Raw genomic sequence first — 16,027 nt, 5'->3', positions numbered from 1 at the left:
AGACCACGGGGCGGGCCGCCACAAGCCCCTGTCCGGTGCCGGTCAGGTTCCGACGCAGATCTGGCCACGCCGCAGGTCACCCGGGAGGGTGGCGAGCTCCTCGTCGGTGAAGTCCCGGCCGCCGAGGATCCGGCAGAGATGCTTCCGCCACACCGCCGGGTCCAGGGACATCGGCCCCCCGGTGCCGTTTGGACTGACCCGGATCACGTGACTCAGACTCCTCGTCACCTGCATGAACGCCCCGACGCCCTCGCCCGCGGTCGGGTGTCCGAAGTAGTAGGAGTCCACGAGCCCGCCCGCCTCGATGCCGTACACGCTCAGCGTGTTCCGCGTCCCGAGCAGGAACGTGCCGTCGCCCCCGACGAACCCCGCCACGAACGGCACCTGGGTGCCCTCGGCGATGCTCGGCAGCGGCCCGATCTCCTTGCGCAGCGGGTCCAGGCGCCACAGTTCCAGGATCGAGCCGCTGAGCAGCAACGCCATGTACCGGCCGCTGGCGTCGAACTGCACGGCGATCGTGTCCGGGGAGCTGGGGATCGTCTCGACCACCGCGCCCGACCCGACGTCGACGAAGGACACGTCCGGGAATCCGACGGCGCTGACGGCGACCGTCCCCGGCCGCGGGGACCTGCTCGCGCGCACGTCGCGCTTGGCGGCCCCCGGCCGGAACCGGGCGATGTCCAGCCGGGCGAGCTCCCCGCCGGTGGTGGCGTCCCAGCGTTGCAGCGTCGTGTCGGACACCGTCACGACGGCCTGCCCGTCGAAGAAGTAGGTGAAGTCCGAGGTCGCGGGCGCGTTGACCGCCGGACCGGCCCCGGCGGGGTCGAACAGACCCGACGACGGCTTCTGCGTCTCCGGCGTCTCGGCCCGGATCGTCGTCAGCAGCTCCAGGGTCCTGGCGTCCCGCACGGCCAGCACGTCGCGGCCCGCGCGTTCGAGGAGCCGCGTTCCCGTCGCGTCGAAGTCGATGTGGTCGCTGCCCTCGAACGCCCAGTGCGGCACCAGCCGCCCCGTCACCGCCAGCTGGTCGCCGTACGTCCCGGCGGCGAGCGACCGGAGCGACAGCCGACCGTCGCCGAGCACGGTGTAGATCCGGGTACCGTCCCCGGAGATCGTCGACCACAGGGCGGCCTGGTGGTCCTCGCCCGTCCGGGGGACCTCCAGGTAGACGGCGGCGCCGCCGATCTTCGCGGTTCCGTACAGCGTGCCGTCGTGCTCGATGAGGAGGTCACCGGCCACGGCGACCCCCGGCCGGGAGAGCACCTCGCGTCGGTCGAGGTCGACCAGGGCGGGACGGAGGTACAGCAGGCGCGCCGGGGCGTCGACCATCAGGGTCGACGGGCACGTCGCCTTCGCGTCCAGGACGTAGGGCGCGGGAGCACGGGTCCCGTCGGCGACCCGGTACCGTTCGACCACCGCGCGACCGTCCTGCACCCGGCAGGTCACGGCCGTGCTGCGGTCTCCGGACACCGCCACCCCGGTGACCAGCGGCGTGAGGTCGCGGGTGGCGCCGGTGCCCACGTCGACCGACACGAGCCGGGTATCGTCGCCCGTCCTTTCATCGTCCACGCGCGCGACCAGCGTCCCCGGATCCGGCCCGAACCACAGGTCCCACCGCATCCTGTCGAGGGCGCGGACCCGGTGCGTGACCGCGCCGCCGGCGCCCTGCGCCAGGTCCCAGACGACGATCCGCCCCCACACCCGGGCGGCCACGTGCCGGCCGTCGGCCGAGATCGTCGGCTCGACGTTGACACTCCAACCCCAGAGGTTCTCCATGCTCGTCGGATCGCCGAAGAACGTGACCGCCTCCGCGTCCTCCGGGCGGGTCCGGGGAACGGCGGGATCCGGCAGGTTCCGCACCGGGCCGACCACCGCCCCGCGCACCCGGCCGGCCGCCCCGCGCCCCGGGTCGACGTCGAACCAGAACCCGCTCCCGTCGTTCTGGAACACGACCACGCGACGGCCGCCGGCGGCGAGCTGGGCGTGCCGGACCGGCCCGGTCACCGGGACCCGGTGCCGCGTGAGCGGGCCGGACAGCACGCCGGTGAGCACGTCCATGGTGCGGGTCGACCACTCCAGGACCACGTCGCCGTCGGCGCTGTAGGCCCGCTGGATCCCCTCGGGCGTCGCCGACACCAGGCGGTCGGCCTCGTCGAACTGCGCGTACAGGCGCATGAGCTGGTTGCGGGACTCCCGGGTCGGCGCGACCCGGTACGCGGCGAGCGCCGTCATGACGGACAGCGACGGGTCGGCGGCCTCCAGGCCCTGCGCCGACCGGACGAGGGCGTGCGAGTCGGCGACCGCCCCGGTCTCCCGCGCCCGGACGAACTCGAAACCGCCGAGCGTCGCGAGCACCACCGCGGCGACCGTGACGACGGCGACGCCGACCCGCCGCCAGCCCCGGGCCCGGGAGCGCCGGTGTCGGGCCGCGCGTCCGGCGGCCAGGAACCCGCGCTCCGCGTCGTCGAGTTCGCCCCCGGAGGACCGGTCCCAGACGTCGGCCTCGCCGAGCGTCGCGTCGCCGGGCAGGAGCGCGTCGTCCCGGCCGTGTTCCCGCCAGCGCGTCACGTCCCGGGTCAGGCCCGCGCGCCACAGCAGGAACGCCCGGTCGTCGTCGATCCATCGCGCGTACCGGTCCCACTGCCGCAGCAGCACCTCGTGGACGACCTCGACGACCTCCCGCCCCGGCGCGCCGCCGATGCCGAGCAGCCGCTCGGTGGCCAGCAGCTGCGCCACCCGCCACTGCCCGGGATCCGTGTCGGACCGCGCCACCGTCCGGCGCACCGGGGCGGCGTCGCCGTCCGGGACGTCCACGAGCCGGCGCAACAGCCTGCGACCGTGCGCCTGTTCCTCCTCGTCGAGTCCCGCCCACACCCGCTCCGCCCGGCGGCCGATCGCCCCGGCCACGCCGCCGAGCGAGTGGTAGGCGGCCTTCGTCAGCACGAACGGCGCCTCCGCCAGCGCGGACTCGGCCCAGCAGTGGTCCCAGAGCCGTTCCATCAGATAGCCGAGCATCGGCATCGGGGTGGACGCCGACGCCACCTCGCCGACGACCAGGTCGACCAGCCCGTCCTCGTACCCGACCTGGCCGGCCCGGCCCGCCGCGTCGAGGACGGTCCGCAGTCCCGGGACATCCAGCGGGCTCAGGGTGTACAGGCTCTCGGAACCCGTGAGCCGCGCGTAACGCCGGTCGCCCAGCAACGTCCCCAGGGCGTCGGGCCGCATCGCCAGGACGACGCGCACGGTCGGCGGGAGGTCGGCCGCCGCGAGGCGAGCCAGCGACTCCCCGCCGCCCGGGGCCGCCAGGATCTCCTCGACCTGGTCGAGGACGACCAGCCGCCGTCCGCCCGGGGACGCGTCGAGCTCCCGGTGGACGCGGTCGAGCAGGTCACCGTCGCCCTCGGTGTGCCCGACCACCGAGACCGCGTACCCCCGCGCCCGGAGCGCCGGGACGACCCCGGCGCGGATCAGGGACGACTTTCCCGACCCCGAGTCCCCGACGACGCTGACCCAGCGGTGGTCCCGGAGCAGTTCGACGACCGCCGCCGACTCCCGGTCGCGCGCGTGGAACACCGCGCCGTCCGACTCGTCGTAGGCCGCGAGCCCGCGGAACGGCGAGCGCGGTCGCGCGAGTTCGGCGAGCTCGGGACGCCCGGCGAGCCTCGCCACGGCGTCGAGGAGGGCGCGCGTCGGGATCAGGGCTCCGGCGGGGTCACCGATCATCCCGAGCACACCGCCGGCGGCGTCCCGGACCGCCGCGCCGACGAGTCCGCCGCCGAACCCGTAGCCGCCGGGTTCGGGGTCGAGCTGGATCCGGCCGGAGGAGTCGGCGGCCCGGATCGTGGCCCGGACCCAGGTACCCGTGGCGATCCGTTCCGGGAATCCCAGGGCCTCGACGGGCTGACCCCACGCCGGACGCGCCAGCGTGAGCCGGGCCGGGTTCGTGCCGGGGAGGCGCTCGACGAGTTCCAGCAGCACCATCCCGGATTCGGGGCCCGCCACGACGACGGCCTCGACCCGCCGGCCCGGACCGCCGGGGACCGCTTCCACGGTGACCCGGGAGGCGGCACCGGTGCCGGCCGACGCCGCCACGGCGAGGGTCTCCGTCACCAGGAAGGCGGGGCCGGCCGTCCGCCCGGCGGCGCCGAGCACGCGCAGCAGGTGGGCGGTGTCCCCGGCGGCCGTCACGCTTCCCCCCGCCCGCAGGTGCCGCCGGTGCCGGCCGTGCCCTTCGCCAGGTAGGCCAGCTCGCCGACGGTGACGACCCGGTGTCCGATCACGGCGCACAACGTCCGCCGCCACCGGTCCGGTTCGAGCGGGACGACCAGCGTCCGCCCGTCGGAACGTTCGTAGAGGACGCGTTCGCCGCCGCCCGACACGTCGAGCGTGCGCCCGGGTTTCTGGCCGCCGAACCGGAAGGACCCGGTCTGGGTTCCCCGGCCGAGGTCGTAGGTCCGGACGCCGTTGTCCGCCGCCAGCAGGAATCGCCCGCCGGGGAGGAAGCGTGCGACGTAGTCGGCGTCCCTGCCGACCTGGAGCGGGCCCAGGACCAGGTTCCAGGACGCGGATTCGCGGACCTCGACCGTCCCGTCGTGGTGCTGGACGACGACATGCCTCCCGGCGGGGTCGAACTGCACCGACGCCGTCCGCGGACCGGTCGGCAGGTCGGCCACGATCCTGCCGGCGGCGACATCGAGCACCCGGGTCCCCGCGACGCCCGGATAGGTCACCGCGACCTGTCCCGGCGACGCCGTCGGCGCGACACCCGCCAACACGTCCTCGGAGCCGGCGGGGCGCGACGCCGACAGGTCGAACCGGGCGACCTCCGCACCGGTCCGGGCGCGCCAGTACTGCACGACGTCGTGGGAGACGGTCACCAGGTCCCCGGCGGCGTCGAAGAAGTACGCGAACCCGCTCCTGCGGTAGGCGCCGGTCGCGCCGGAGTTCCCCGCCAGGTCACGGACGGCGGCGCGGGTGTCCGGCGGATCACCGGCCGGTGCGGCGACCGCCACGACCGTGGCCAGCGCGCGCAGGGTCGCCGGGTCCCGGACGGCGACGACGGTCGGCCCCTCCCGGTCCGCGACCAGCTCGCCCCGTGGATCGACCCGCAGGCCGTCCCGCACGCCCAGTTCCCAGCCGGGTACCCGGACCTCGGCCTCCGCGACCACCCGACCGGGAAACCCCTCCGAGCGCAGCTGGATCCTGTGGTCGGCCGATCTGGCACCGATGGCGGCCCGGTCGGAGATGCCCACCGTCCGGGTGCCGTCGCCGAGCAGCACCTGATCGGTGGACTTTCCGGCGCCGTCATCCGAGGTCGGCACCTCGACATACCCCGCCGGCACCTCCGACAACGGCCTCCCGAGCTGGTAGAAACGCCCGTCCCGCTCGGCGAGGACGTCCTCGCCCGCGGTGCGGAGCCACCCTCCCGGTACCGGGAACCGCGCGGCGATGGCCCCCTTCTCCAGGTCGATGGTCGCCAGCCCGTCGCTGACGCCGATGTTCGCGTGCGTGACCAGCAGTTGTCCGGACCGGTCCGTTCCCCCCATCAGGCACACGGTCGAGTCGTACCCGAAGGGTGTGCCGCGCTGGACGCCGTCGGCCACCCGGAACCTCGCGAACTCGACCTTGGACGTGCCCTTCTGGCAGCGGACCAGCGTGCCGTGGTCACCGGACAGCAGCCACTCGTCGCCACCGCGGGCGACGACCCGGCTGGTTCCCGTTGCGAGGTCCACCTCGAGGACGTCCTGCCGGAGTGACTCCTTCTCGGTCGCCACCGGCACCAGGACCGTCGCCGCGTCGGCGTCGCCGGGCCAGAGGTCCCATATGGTGTCGTAGGACGCTGGCGCGTCGCCGGTGATCCGGCCGCTCCGCAGGTCCCACCGGACGAACCGGTCCCACACCCGGGCCACCGCGTACCGGCCGTTTGCTGAGATCACCGGCTGTTGCAGGTGGTGCCATCCGTTGTACCGGGACGTGTCGGCCGGGGTGGGGACCCGCTCCCGGGCGTCCTGCAGGTCGTGCAGCGGCCCGCGCAGGTCGGGGGAGTCGCGGCGGACCTCGAACCAGAACGCCGTACCGTCCTCGCGGAACGCCACCACCCGCGAGCCGTCCGCCGACACGTCGGCGAACTTGATCCGCCTCTGGTCCGCGAGATGCGCCGACCGGATCGTCCCGGAGAACACGTCGACGTGCAGCGTCAGCCGCGCCGACTGGCTGATGACCGCCGTCACGTCACCGTCCGCGCTGTGCACCATCGACCCCGGGGTGCCCAGCCCGGCCGGTAGCACCCGCGCGTACGGCCGGTACCGGACGTACAGGGCCAGCAACTGGTCGCGGGCCTCGTCCGTCGGGGCCGTCCGCCAGGCCGCGACGGACGCCAGGATCCCGAGGGCCGGGTCCGTCCCCTCGATCTCCGCCGAGCTCTCGGCCAGCACCCGTGACGCGGTCAGTCTCCGCTGGCCCGCCGAGGCGGCCCGGGCGGCGACGACCACGGTGACCAGGGCGAGCAGCAGTACGGTCACGACCGCCGTGCCCGCGAGCACCAGGCGCCGACGCCTGATCCGGGCCGCCCGCCTTGCCCGACCGGCGGCCAGGTACGTGCGCTGCACCGTCAGCAGGTCGTCGCCGCGCTCCCGTTCCCAGCGGGCGGCGACTTCGAGTTCGGCGTCGCTGGGCAGGAGCTCGGCCCGCCCGTGACCGCGTTCGGCCCAGCGCTGCGCGTCGTGCCGCAGGTTCTCCGACCACATCAGGAACGACCGGTTCCCGGCGACGAACGCGCGGAGGCTTCCCCACGCGCCGAACAGGGCGTCGTGGGCGAGTTCGACCCGCACGTCACCCCCGTCGGCGTCGGGGTCGAGCGGGCCGCCGGACACCAGCACCCCCGCCGTGGTCAACCGCCGGGCGAGCTGCCGTTCCGGCTCGGTGAGTTCGGCGGCGGCGACGACCCGGCGGGTCGGCCCGGCCGGGTGCGACGGGACGCGGACCAGCTTGGCGAGCAGGTGCGGGAGATGCTCCTCGGCGAGCCCCACCGGCACCTGGTCGAGCCAGTGCCCCGCCGCCCGGTCGAGCGCCCCGCCGACCCCGCCCGCCTCGTCGTAGGCGCGGTGGGTCAGGCGGCTGCCGGGCGAGCCGTCCCAGATGGCCGCGAGGGTGTGGCTCAGCAGCGGCATGGGCGCGGGGCTCGCCTGGGCATCGGCGACGATCCGGTCGACCAGGCCGTCCTCGTAGCGGGGCGGGGCCGCCGTGCCCGCCCGGGTCACCACGGCGCGCAGCCCGTCGTCCTGGAGCGGGCCCAGCAGGTACAGCCGTCCGCCCCGCACGGCGCGCCGCAGGAGCGGGTGCGCGAGGGCCTGCCCGAGGAAGTCGTGCCGCAGGGTCGACACGACGCGGAACCGCGACGGTAGTCCGTCGCCGAACAGCGCGCGGGCGAACTCGTCCCGTACGTCGGCGGGCAGTTCGAAGAGTTCCTCCAGCTGGTCGACGACGACCACCGTCCGGCGCGACCCCGCACCGCCCCCCGCAGGCGGCAGGCCGTCGCCGGGGCGCAGCACGACGACGTCGGCCCCGGACTCCCGGAGCAGCGGCACCACCCCCGCCAGGAGCAGCGAGGACTTCCCGGAGCCGGACGGCCCGGCGACGGTGACCCACCGTTCGGAGTCCAGCCGGTCGGCCACGGCGCGGGTCTCCGCGTCCCGGCCGAGGAACGCCCCGCGCATCGCCTCCGGGTACGGGGCCAGGCCGGGGTAGGGCGACGGCTGCCGCAGGTCGGGTACGGCGGCGAGGAGGTGTGCCGAGGGAATCGCGTAGGCCGCGCTGACCTTCCCCAGGTCCGCCTCGGCGATCATGCCGATCACCGCCTGTCGTTCCTCGTCCCAGACCGGCCCGCCGCTGAAGCCGCGCTCGACCCGGTAGCCCGGTCCGGAGCCCTGGTCGATCTGGAGCCAGCCGGAGGCGACCACGCCCCGCAGCGTCCCCGCGTGCCAGACCCCCCGGGGCCGCCCGTTGGGAATCCCGAACGCCCAGACCGGCAGCTCCCCCCGGACCTCCGGCGGGTCGCCCAGCCGCACCGGCGCGGTCCCGGCCACGACCTCGCGCAGCCGGAGCACGGCGACGTCGTCCGCGGCGTGCCGGGGGACCCCCGTCGCCGACCAGTGCTCCACAGTGGCCCGGACCGGGGCGCCGTCGCCGAAGACGGGCGCGAGCTCGACGGACCCGCCCGTGGCGTCCGCGTCGCGCGGGGTGCCCGTCGCGCTGTTGACGACATGGGCGCAGGTGAGCGCCAGGGTGTCGGTGACCAGGAAGGCCAGGCCGACGGTTCCGCCGTCCTGGTCGCGCACCGAGAGGATGGATCTTCGGAGCGCGTCGGCACCGCGTAGGACCTCGGCGACAGCCACACCGCCTCCGTATCCGGCACCCCGGCGCCACCGGGCGGCCGGACGGCGCGCGGCGGGCGGTGAAGCACCAAAGAGGACTTCCGGGTCGCGTCCGCGCCCTGTCTACCACAGTATGCGGGGCTATCGTCCGGGGCCGGGAAGTGTCGGGAGGCCAACACGTCCCGGCCGCCACCGTCAGCCGGCGATCCGCACGCCGTCCTCCTCCCGGTCCGAGAGGAACAGCGCCAGCTCCCGGCCCTGCTCGGCGACCTCGGCCCGGTCGGCCCGGGAGAACCGCCCCAGCGGGGTGACGGTCACGGTGCCGGCCTCGACGGTCCAGGTCCCGGCGACCCGGCCGTCGACCAGCACCACCCGGGTGCCGGCCACCGACAGGCCCCGGTGCTCCCGGTCGATGATCCGGTCGCGGTCGTCGTAGCCGAGGATCGCGTTGTCGAACGCCGGCAGGAACCGCACCGGGGCGGGGGTGTCCGGGTCGGGGCGCGGCGCGTCGGGGAGGTCCAGCAGTTCGCGGCCCCGCTCGTCGCGGAAGGAGACCAGCTCGCCGCGCACGGCCGCCACCGCTGCGGGCAACCCGGCCAGGCCGCTCCAGGCGCGCAGGTCGGCCGTCGCGGCGGGGCCGAACGCGGCCAGGTAGCGCCGGACCAGCGCCTCGCCGACCGGATCGGTGCCGTCCGGGGCCGGCGGGTCGGGTTCGCGGCCCAGCCAGGAGGACAGCGGCAGGTTGCGGACCCCCGCGCGGGTGCGCCACAGCCCGCGCGGCGGCAGCTGGGCCGTCGGGACGAGCGCGGCGACCAGCATCTCGCCCAGCGGCCGGGGCCCCGGGGCCGGCCAGCGCTCCGCCACGGCCCGCGCGAGCTCCGTCATCGACCGGGGCTGGTCGTCGGCCAGCACCGCCCGGCCGGCGGCCGCGAGTTCGTCGAGGTCCACGCCGGTGAGCTCTGTGCGGTAGGTCGCGAGCACCTTCTGGCGCAGCATGGGGTCGTGCCGGGACCGCCAGGCCAGCACGTCGTCGGAGGCCAGCAGGTGCACGGTGCGGCGCATGAGATGGGTACGCACCACCTCCCGGCCGGTCAACAGGCCCGACAGTACCGCCGGGTCGAACGCGCGCAGCCGGGACCACAGCCCCACGAACGGCTCCTGCGGTTCCTGGGCCTGCAGGCCGCACAGGTGCCCGACGGCGTCGAGGACGGGCAGGTCGGCGCGGTCGAGCAGCAGCTGTCGGGCGAGGGTCGCGCGGTTGAGCGCGCGGAGGGTCAGAACGGTCATCGGCGCGGCCCGGGTCGCGCCGGGCGGAAAGGGTTCCTCACGGTGGTGTCGTTCCTTCGCTCGGGCGGTACCCGTCTCGGTGTCGTCCTTCGATTCTCGCGGGAGAAGCGGACAGAAAGTGACCGCTTCTCGGCGGCGGCGCCCAGGATGCCAGGAAACGGGGGCCGGCGTGTGAGGATGGCGGCCGTGTCCGAACGCGTCGTCCGTCCCCCCGCAGAGCGCACGGCCGGCCTGGCCCGGGTCGTCGAGGCCCGGGCGGCCACGACCGCCGAGGACCGGCTCCGGGCGCTCGCCGGCGACGAGGTCCGCCCGGTCCGGCTGTGGACGGCGCGGAACCTCGGCACCCCGCCCGACGCGCTGGACCTGCTGACCCGGGACCCCGACGAGATCGTGCGGTGGAACGCGCTGCTGAATCCGCGCACCCCCGCCCCGGCGCTGGAACGGCTGGCCGAGGAGGAGAACCGCAGGTACGGCGGGCGCTGGTTCCTCTTCCGGGACAATGTCGTGCACCACCCCAACACGCCCGAACCGCTGCGGGAGAGCCTGTACCGGGCCGGCGCGTGCGCCGGGTGCTCCCCGACCTGCGACGGCTGGCGGGTCTACACCCGCCAGCTCAGCTGGGCATGACGGGCACGTCGCACAGGTAGCGGGCCCTACCCGGGCGGCGCGTCCGAGTCCAGGATCAGGGTCTGCGGGCCGACGTTGACGCTCTCCACCAGCATGTGCGCCCCGAACGTCCCCGTCGCCACCGTCGCGCCCCGGGCCCGCAGCGCCGCCGCGAACGCAGCCACGAGGGGTTCGGCGACCTCGCCGGGCGCGGCGGCCGACCAGCTGGGCCGCCGGCCGCGCCGGGTGTCGGCGTACAGCGTGAACTGGCTGACGACGAGGACCGGCGCGCCCAGGTCCGAGGCCGACCGTTCGCCGTCGAGGATCCGCAGCTCCCAGACCTTGCGGGCCAGCCGGTCCGCGTCGGCGGGGGTGTCCGTGTGGGTCACGCCGACCAGCACCAGCAGGCCGTCCGCGACCGCGCCGACGACCTCCCCGTCGACGGTCACGCTGGCCCGCCCGACCGTCTGCACCACGACCCGCATACCGGGGACCTCCATCCGATGGGTACCGGGATCAGCATGCCGGCCGGGGTGCGTGGGAGGTGGGGCGGGGTGTGCGGGGCGCCAGCCCTCGGGCGGGCTGTGCGGTGGGGGTGGCGTCGTCGGGGCGCGGGCTTCGCGGGCCCGTTCGGGAGCGCGGGTCGGCCGGGGCGCGGCGCCGGTTCGGGGGCTACCGGCGCGACGCCCGGCGGGCCAGCCACATCCGGTGCGCGAACAGGGCCGCGTACGCCGCCAGGACGCCGGACAGCACCGCCACGTCCCGCCCGAACCCGTCGCGGACCACGATGTCGACCAGCACCCCGGCCAGCGCCGCCCCGACGGTCAGCGACACGTGGTTGGAGGCCAGGAACACCACCGGGGTCATCCGCGCGGCCACGACCTCCCGCATGTCCCCGCGCCGGAGCCGGTGCACGAGCAGCGCGGACAGCGGGGTCGTGGCGACCATCGCGAGCCACACCAGCCACGGCACCCAGCCGGCCATCGCGAACGCCGTCAGCCCCGCGTACGCCACGACCTGGGCGGCGCAGATCACCGCCACGGACCGGTCGTGCCCGATGACGACCGGGATGGTCCGCTTGCCGACCGAGGCGTCGGACACCCGGTCGCCGAGGTTCATCACCATCATCCGGACCGCCTGCAACAGGGCCGTCGGGGCCAGGATCGCCAGCAGCGCCCACGGCACGGTGCCCGCGACCAGGACCGCCGCGACCGCCGGCCACAGTCCGTTGAGGATGACCGCGACGGTCACCTCGCCCAGGGCCCGGTAGTTGAACCGGAGCGGGGGAGCGGTGTAGAACCAGGCCAGGGCCACGGTGGTCGCGCCCAGCACCCGGGCCGGCCAGGTCGGCATCGCCGCGACCAGGAACACGGCGGCCGTCCACAGCAGGAACGACGCGCCCAGCGAGGTCAGCGGGTCCACCAGGCCGTCGACGAGCGCGCGGCTGCCGCCCGTCCACGGGGTGTAGTAGACGTTGGCCCGGTCGGCCTCCAGGTCGAAGTACTCGTTGCAGTAGTGGGTCATCAGGTGCACCACCCAGGCGAAGACCTGGGCGACCGCGTACCACCGCAGGTCCAGGGGGTGGCCGGTGCCCACCGCGACGGCGGCGCCCAGGCCGACCGGGAGAACGTTGTACAGCAGGAACTTCAGCCGGGCGAGGCGGACGAAGCCGCGCACCCGGTCGGCGCGCGTGACGACACTGTCGGACATGGACGTTCCCCTTCCCCCGTACCTGGCCGAAAGGGTAGCTCCTCCCATCAAGGGCCCGAGCGGGCCGAAGGGTCAGATAGCGGCACAACGGGTGTCGGGTCCACCGCACCAGAGCGTCAGAGCAGCCCAGAGGGGTACGCCGCCGGGCGCACACCGTCCACACAGGACCAGCGGGGAAGGCTGCCCTGAAGGCTCGGGGCCCCGCCCGCCCGGACCCGTCAAACGCCCCGCCGGACAGGGGGCGGCGGCCTATGCTTCCCGGAGAGCGGTACCCGACCGGTGGGAGGACCCGATGACCGACCTGACGCCCGTGCCCGAGGACTGGACCCGCGCCCTGGGCATCGTCGCCCACCCCGACGACCTGGAGTACGGCGGCGCCGGGGCCGTCGCCCGCTGGACCGCCCAGGGCAAGTGGGTCGGCTACGTCATGGTCAGCCGGGGCGAGGCCGGCATCGCGGGGCTGTCCCCGGCGGAGTGCGCCCCGCTGCGCAGCGTCGAGCAGGTCGCCTCCGCGCGCCTGGTGGGCGTGGACACGGTCGAGTTCCTGGACCACCCGGACGGAATCATCGAGTACGGGGTGCCGCTGCGCCGGGACATCACCGCCGCGATCCGCCGGCACCGCCCCGAGGTGCTGATCACCCTGAACCACCGCACGTCCTGGCCCTTCGGCAACCGCAACTCCCCGGACCACCGCAACGTCGGCGAGGCGGTGCTTGACGCGGTCGGCGACGCCGGCAACGAGTGGATCTTCCCGGAGGCGGGGCCGGCGTGGGGCGGGGTGCGGACGGTGCTGGTCGCGGGCTCGCCCGAGGCGCGGCACGCCGTGGACATCTCCGCGACCCTGGACGTGGCGGTGGCCTCGCTGCGCGCCCACGCCGCGTACCTGCGCGGGCTGGCCGACTCCCCGCTGGCCGACGCGGACGGGTTCCTGCGCGGGATGGCGGAGCGCACGGGCGAACGGTTCGGCGGGGTGCCGGCCACGTCGTTCGAGCTCATCGCGTTCTAGGGGACAGCGACCGGCCACGGCCCCGAAGCCCTCCGGAACCCGGGCCGGTCCCCGACTCGTAATCGTCGAAAGCAGTTGATCTCAGGTTTTCAGCGCCAGTCGGCCAGCTCCGCCGGCAGCGCGCCCCGGGCGGCCTCCCACACCACCGGGAACCACTGCGACAACGCCTCGGGCCGCAGCGCCGCCAGCTCGGCCGGGGTCACGAACCGCACCTCCGACACCTCGGCGGGGTCCGGCGCGCACGCCGCGTCGATCCGCCCGACGAACAGGTGGTTGAACTCGCGCTCGGTCATGCCGGCGGCCAGTTCCAGGTGGTAGACCACGGTCCCGGCGGGGCTGAGGGCGGGATCGAAACCCAGCTCCTCACGGGTACGCCGGGCGGCGGCCACCACCGGCTCCTCCCCGATCAGCGGGTGCCCGCAGCAGGCGTTGGACAGCACCCCCGGCGAGTGGTACTTCCCGTCGGCCCGGCGCTGGAGCAGCATCCGGCCGTCGGCGTCGAACAGGAAGACGGAGAACGCGCGGTGCAGGCGCCCGGGGGCGACGTGCGCGGCGAGCTTCTCCGCCTGCCCGGTCGGGGTGCCGGTCTCGTCGACGAGTTCGACCATGATCACGGGGGCTCCTCGCGGCTGGCGTTGGGGCCCAAAGGCTATCCTTCCCCACCAGATCGACCCGCCGAAGGACCGCTGAGAAATATCCGACACCCGGGCAACGCATGAGGGGCCCGCCAGGCACCTACACCGGTGGGGGAGGTGAGAGCGCTGGCGGACAGCGACGGACTCGAAGGGTTCACCGCGTACTTCACGGCGCGCCGCGACGTCGTACGCCGCACGGCATACGTGCTGTGCGGCGACTGGCACCGGGCGGACGACCTGGCCCAGCAGGCGTTCGTCCGGCTGGCGGCGGGCTGGCACACGGTACGCGACCGGCAGGCCCTGGACGCGTTCGTGCGCACGTGCCTGGTGCGCGCGTACATCGCGGACACCGGCCGGGCGTGGCGGCGCCGCGAGCTGACGGCCGCCGCGCCGCCCGAGCCGCCGCCGGTGGACGACGGCGGGGACGCGGTGGCCACCCGGATGGCCGTCGTGGAAGCATTACGCAGCGTGCCCAGACGACAGCGCGCCGTCCTGGTCTGCCGGTACTACGAGGGCCTCGACGTCGCCGAGACGGCCGAGCTGCTCCGGGTCTCGCAGGGGACCGTGAAGTCGCAGACCGCCAAGGGCCTGGCCACGTTGCGGGTCGCCCTCGGCGGCGTCCGTGACCTGGTGAACACCCGACCGACCTGGGAGGCGATCTGATGGACGTGGAGAGGCTGCTCAACGAGGTCGGCTCGTCCCCGGCCCCGCCGTCCCGGCTGGTCGCGGCGGAGCTGTACGCGGCCGGCCGGCAGCGGGCGGACCGCCGCCGGTTCGGACTGCGCGCGTTCCTCGCCGGGCTCGCGGCGACGGTGGCGGTCGGCGGGGCCGGGGCGACGGCGTACGCGCTGACCGGCGGGTTCGCCCCCGACGGGCCCGCGCCGGTCGCCGTGGTGGACACCCCCTGGTCCTCCGGTGCCCCGGAGACCTCCGCGTCCCCGAGTGCCCGCGCCACCGCCGCCCCGGCGACGACCCGGCCCACCCCGGCCCGGAGCACGGCCCCGCCCGCCTGGGACTGCGCGGCGGCGGGCAGGGCCGCCACGGCGGTGCTCGCCCAGCACGGGGGCACCGAGGCCGTCGTGACCTGCGCCCACGGCACCCTGAAGGTGGTGGCGACGACCGGCCGCAGCGGGCCCACGAAGGTGACGATCACCGTCGAGGTCCGCGCGGGTGTGGCGTGCGTGGCCGGGCAGTCGGTGCGGTGCGAGGACACCGCGCTCGGGCCGCTCGGCGTGTGGGGCGCGGCGATGCCGGAGGTCCGGCTGGGTCGCCCGGACGGCACGGTGATCGCGGTGTCCACCCAGGTGGAGGGCCTGTGGAGCGGGCCGGTCCCGGTGTCCACTCCGGAGCAGCTCCGTGGGGTCGCCCTGGCCCTCGCCGGAAAAATCTAGATTCTTCTGCTGTTTCCGGGCAACCGTTCCTCCCGCCGCCCCGCACCTATGTGGTGAAGGGTCGAGAAAAGTAACGAAGGGAACGCTGTGAACAACGACAAGGTCGCAGGTCGGGGCTGGCTGACACGCGGGGTCCTGATGGGCGCCGTGGCCGTGGCGCTGGCCGGTGGGGTCGCCGTGACCGCGAACGCCATGGACATCGTGCCCACCTCGGCGAAGGTCCCCGCCACCCTGCCGAGCACCCCCGAACTGCCGGTCCCCACCACCCTGCCGACCGCGCTCCCGACCGCCCTGCCCACGGCGCTGCCCACGGCCGTACCGACGGCGGTCCCGCCGCTGCCGACCGGCCTGCCGAAGACGTGGAACTGCGGGGCGGCCGCCGAGAAGGCCACCGCCGCGCTGAAGGACCGCTTCCCGGGTGCCCAGGTCACGGCCGCCTGCGACGCGGACAAGCTCACCGTGACCGGGCTGCTGGCCCGGGCCGGCGTGGCCGAGGTCGTCCTGACGGTCGTGGCGACCCCGGGCGCGCCGGACGTCAACACCGTGCCGACCGAGGCGGGGGGCGTCGTGCGCCTCGTCCGGGCGGACGGGGTGGCGTTCACGGCGGGCGCGAAGGTCACCGGGGTGCCGGGGGTCGAGGGCCTGCCGACCACCCTGCCCGCCCCGGGGGTGGACCAGCTCACGCCCCTGGTGTCGGCGCTGGCCGCTTCCCTCTAGAGCTGGTACCCCACCCCTGAACGGGAAGCCGCAGAGCTTCCCCCGATCTGGGACGGGTCCGTCGCCTCCCACGTGACACCAGGACCCGACCCGTGCGCCACGGCCCGCCGCCTCCTCAGCTGGCGGGCCGTGGTGTGTCCCGGGTCCGCGCGCCGGACGGGCGCCGGACGGGCGCGCCGGGCGACGCGGTGGACCCACGCACCGCGGCCCGTCCCCTCAGCCGTGCCGCGGTGCGTGGGAGCTCAACGGGGCGCCCTCGCCGGATCGACTGGTCCCCGTCACGCGCTCCACGGTAACCCGGTA

The 16,027-nt window shown here is 75.2% G+C and carries 11 protein-coding genes; 5 read left to right on the top strand and 6 right to left on the bottom strand.

Features of this window, described 5'->3' with window-relative positions:
* Positions 1 to 42: 42 nt before the first annotated feature.
* From AB0M43_RS12330 to AB0M43_RS12320, 3 genes are all read right to left on the bottom strand, one after another.
* Entirely contained in the window at positions 43 to 4,188 is a 4,146-nt protein-coding gene (locus AB0M43_RS12330; RefSeq protein ID WP_363723815.1) for a hypothetical protein, read from the bottom strand.
* Positions 4,185 to 8,393: a serine protease gene (locus tag AB0M43_RS12325; protein ID WP_363723813.1), complete on the bottom strand. Its 4,209-nt coding sequence runs from the start codon at positions 8,391 to 8,393 to the stop codon at positions 4,185 to 4,187. Before AB0M43_RS12325 ends, AB0M43_RS12330 begins: the two co-directional genes overlap by 4 nt.
* Positions 8,394 to 8,567: 174 nt before the next feature.
* Entirely contained in the window at positions 8,568 to 9,659 is a 1,092-nt protein-coding gene (locus AB0M43_RS12320) for a winged helix DNA-binding domain-containing protein (RefSeq protein ID WP_363723812.1), read from the bottom strand.
* Between the two features lie 186 nt (positions 9,660 to 9,845).
* Here AB0M43_RS12320 and AB0M43_RS12315 point away from each other — a divergent pair, with 186 nt between their 5' ends.
* Positions 9,846 to 10,286 carry a hypothetical protein gene (locus tag AB0M43_RS12315; RefSeq protein WP_363723810.1) on the top strand — a complete coding sequence of 147 codons (441 nt, stop codon included), beginning with the start codon at positions 9,846 to 9,848 and terminating at the stop codon, positions 10,284 to 10,286.
* 26 nt (positions 10,287 to 10,312) lie between these two features.
* On the opposite strand, the gene dtd is transcribed toward AB0M43_RS12315, so the two are convergent.
* On the bottom strand, positions 10,313 to 10,750 hold the full coding sequence (gene dtd, locus AB0M43_RS12310) for a D-aminoacyl-tRNA deacylase (RefSeq protein ID WP_363723809.1): 438 nt from the start codon (positions 10,748 to 10,750) through the stop codon (positions 10,313 to 10,315).
* Positions 10,751 to 10,937: 187 nt separating this feature from the next.
* Positions 10,938 to 11,975, bottom strand: coding sequence for a prenyltransferase (locus AB0M43_RS12305; protein ID WP_363723808.1), 1,038 nt, complete (start codon positions 11,973 to 11,975; stop codon positions 10,938 to 10,940).
* 292 nt (positions 11,976 to 12,267) lie between these two features.
* Between AB0M43_RS12305 and AB0M43_RS12300 the strand changes: the two genes are divergently transcribed.
* Positions 12,268 to 12,981 (top strand): PIG-L deacetylase family protein, encoded by a 714-nt coding sequence (locus tag AB0M43_RS12300; RefSeq protein ID WP_363723807.1) that lies wholly within the window; start codon positions 12,268 to 12,270, stop codon positions 12,979 to 12,981.
* Between the two features lie 89 nt (positions 12,982 to 13,070).
* On the opposite strand, the gene idi is transcribed toward AB0M43_RS12300, so the two are convergent.
* Positions 13,071 to 13,589 (bottom strand): isopentenyl-diphosphate Delta-isomerase, encoded by a 519-nt coding sequence (gene idi / locus AB0M43_RS12295; protein ID WP_363724558.1) that lies wholly within the window; start codon positions 13,587 to 13,589, stop codon positions 13,071 to 13,073.
* A gap of 144 nt (positions 13,590 to 13,733) precedes the next feature.
* Between idi and AB0M43_RS12290 the strand changes: the two genes are divergently transcribed.
* The 3 genes from AB0M43_RS12290 (at position 13,734) to AB0M43_RS12280 (ending at position 15,724) form a co-directional block, all read left to right on the top strand.
* Positions 13,734 to 14,279, top strand: coding sequence for a SigE family RNA polymerase sigma factor (locus tag AB0M43_RS12290; protein WP_363723805.1), 546 nt, complete (start codon positions 13,734 to 13,736; stop codon positions 14,277 to 14,279).
* Positions 14,279 to 15,007: a hypothetical protein gene (locus AB0M43_RS12285; protein ID WP_363723803.1), complete on the top strand. Its 729-nt coding sequence runs from the start codon at positions 14,279 to 14,281 to the stop codon at positions 15,005 to 15,007. Before AB0M43_RS12290 ends, AB0M43_RS12285 begins: the two co-directional genes overlap by 1 nt.
* An 87-nt stretch (positions 15,008 to 15,094) precedes the next feature.
* Positions 15,095 to 15,724, top strand: a complete 630-nt coding sequence (locus tag AB0M43_RS12280; protein ID WP_363723801.1) for a hypothetical protein — start codon at positions 15,095 to 15,097, stop codon at positions 15,722 to 15,724.
* The last annotated feature ends 303 nt before the right edge of the window (positions 15,725 to 16,027 follow it).

It is taken from the genome of Longispora sp. NPDC051575 (assembly GCF_040681875.1).
GTDB lineage: Bacteria > Actinomycetota > Actinomycetes > Mycobacteriales > Micromonosporaceae > Longispora.
Note: the sequence above shows the minus strand (reverse complement) of the source record. Positions and strands in the feature narration are given on the sequence as shown.

Excerpts from the sequence above, each read along its gene's own strand:
- AB0M43_RS12300 (WP_363723807.1), top strand. The coding sequence starts at position 12,268 with ATGACCGACCTGACGCCCGTGCCCGAGGACTGGACCCGCGCCCTGGGC.
- dtd (WP_363723809.1), bottom strand. The coding sequence starts at position 10,750 with ATGCGGGTCGTGGTGCAGACGGTCGGGCGGGCCAGCGTGACCGTCGAC.
- idi (WP_363724558.1), bottom strand. The coding sequence starts at position 13,589 with ATGGTCGAACTCGTCGACGAGACCGGCACCCCGACCGGGCAGGCGGAG.
- AB0M43_RS12285 (WP_363723803.1), top strand. The coding sequence starts at position 14,279 with ATGGACGTGGAGAGGCTGCTCAACGAGGTCGGCTCGTCCCCGGCCCCG.
- AB0M43_RS12305 (WP_363723808.1), bottom strand. The coding sequence starts at position 11,975 with ATGTCCGACAGTGTCGTCACGCGCGCCGACCGGGTGCGCGGCTTCGTC.
- AB0M43_RS12320 (WP_363723812.1), bottom strand. The coding sequence starts at position 9,659 with ATGACCGTTCTGACCCTCCGCGCGCTCAACCGCGCGACCCTCGCCCGA.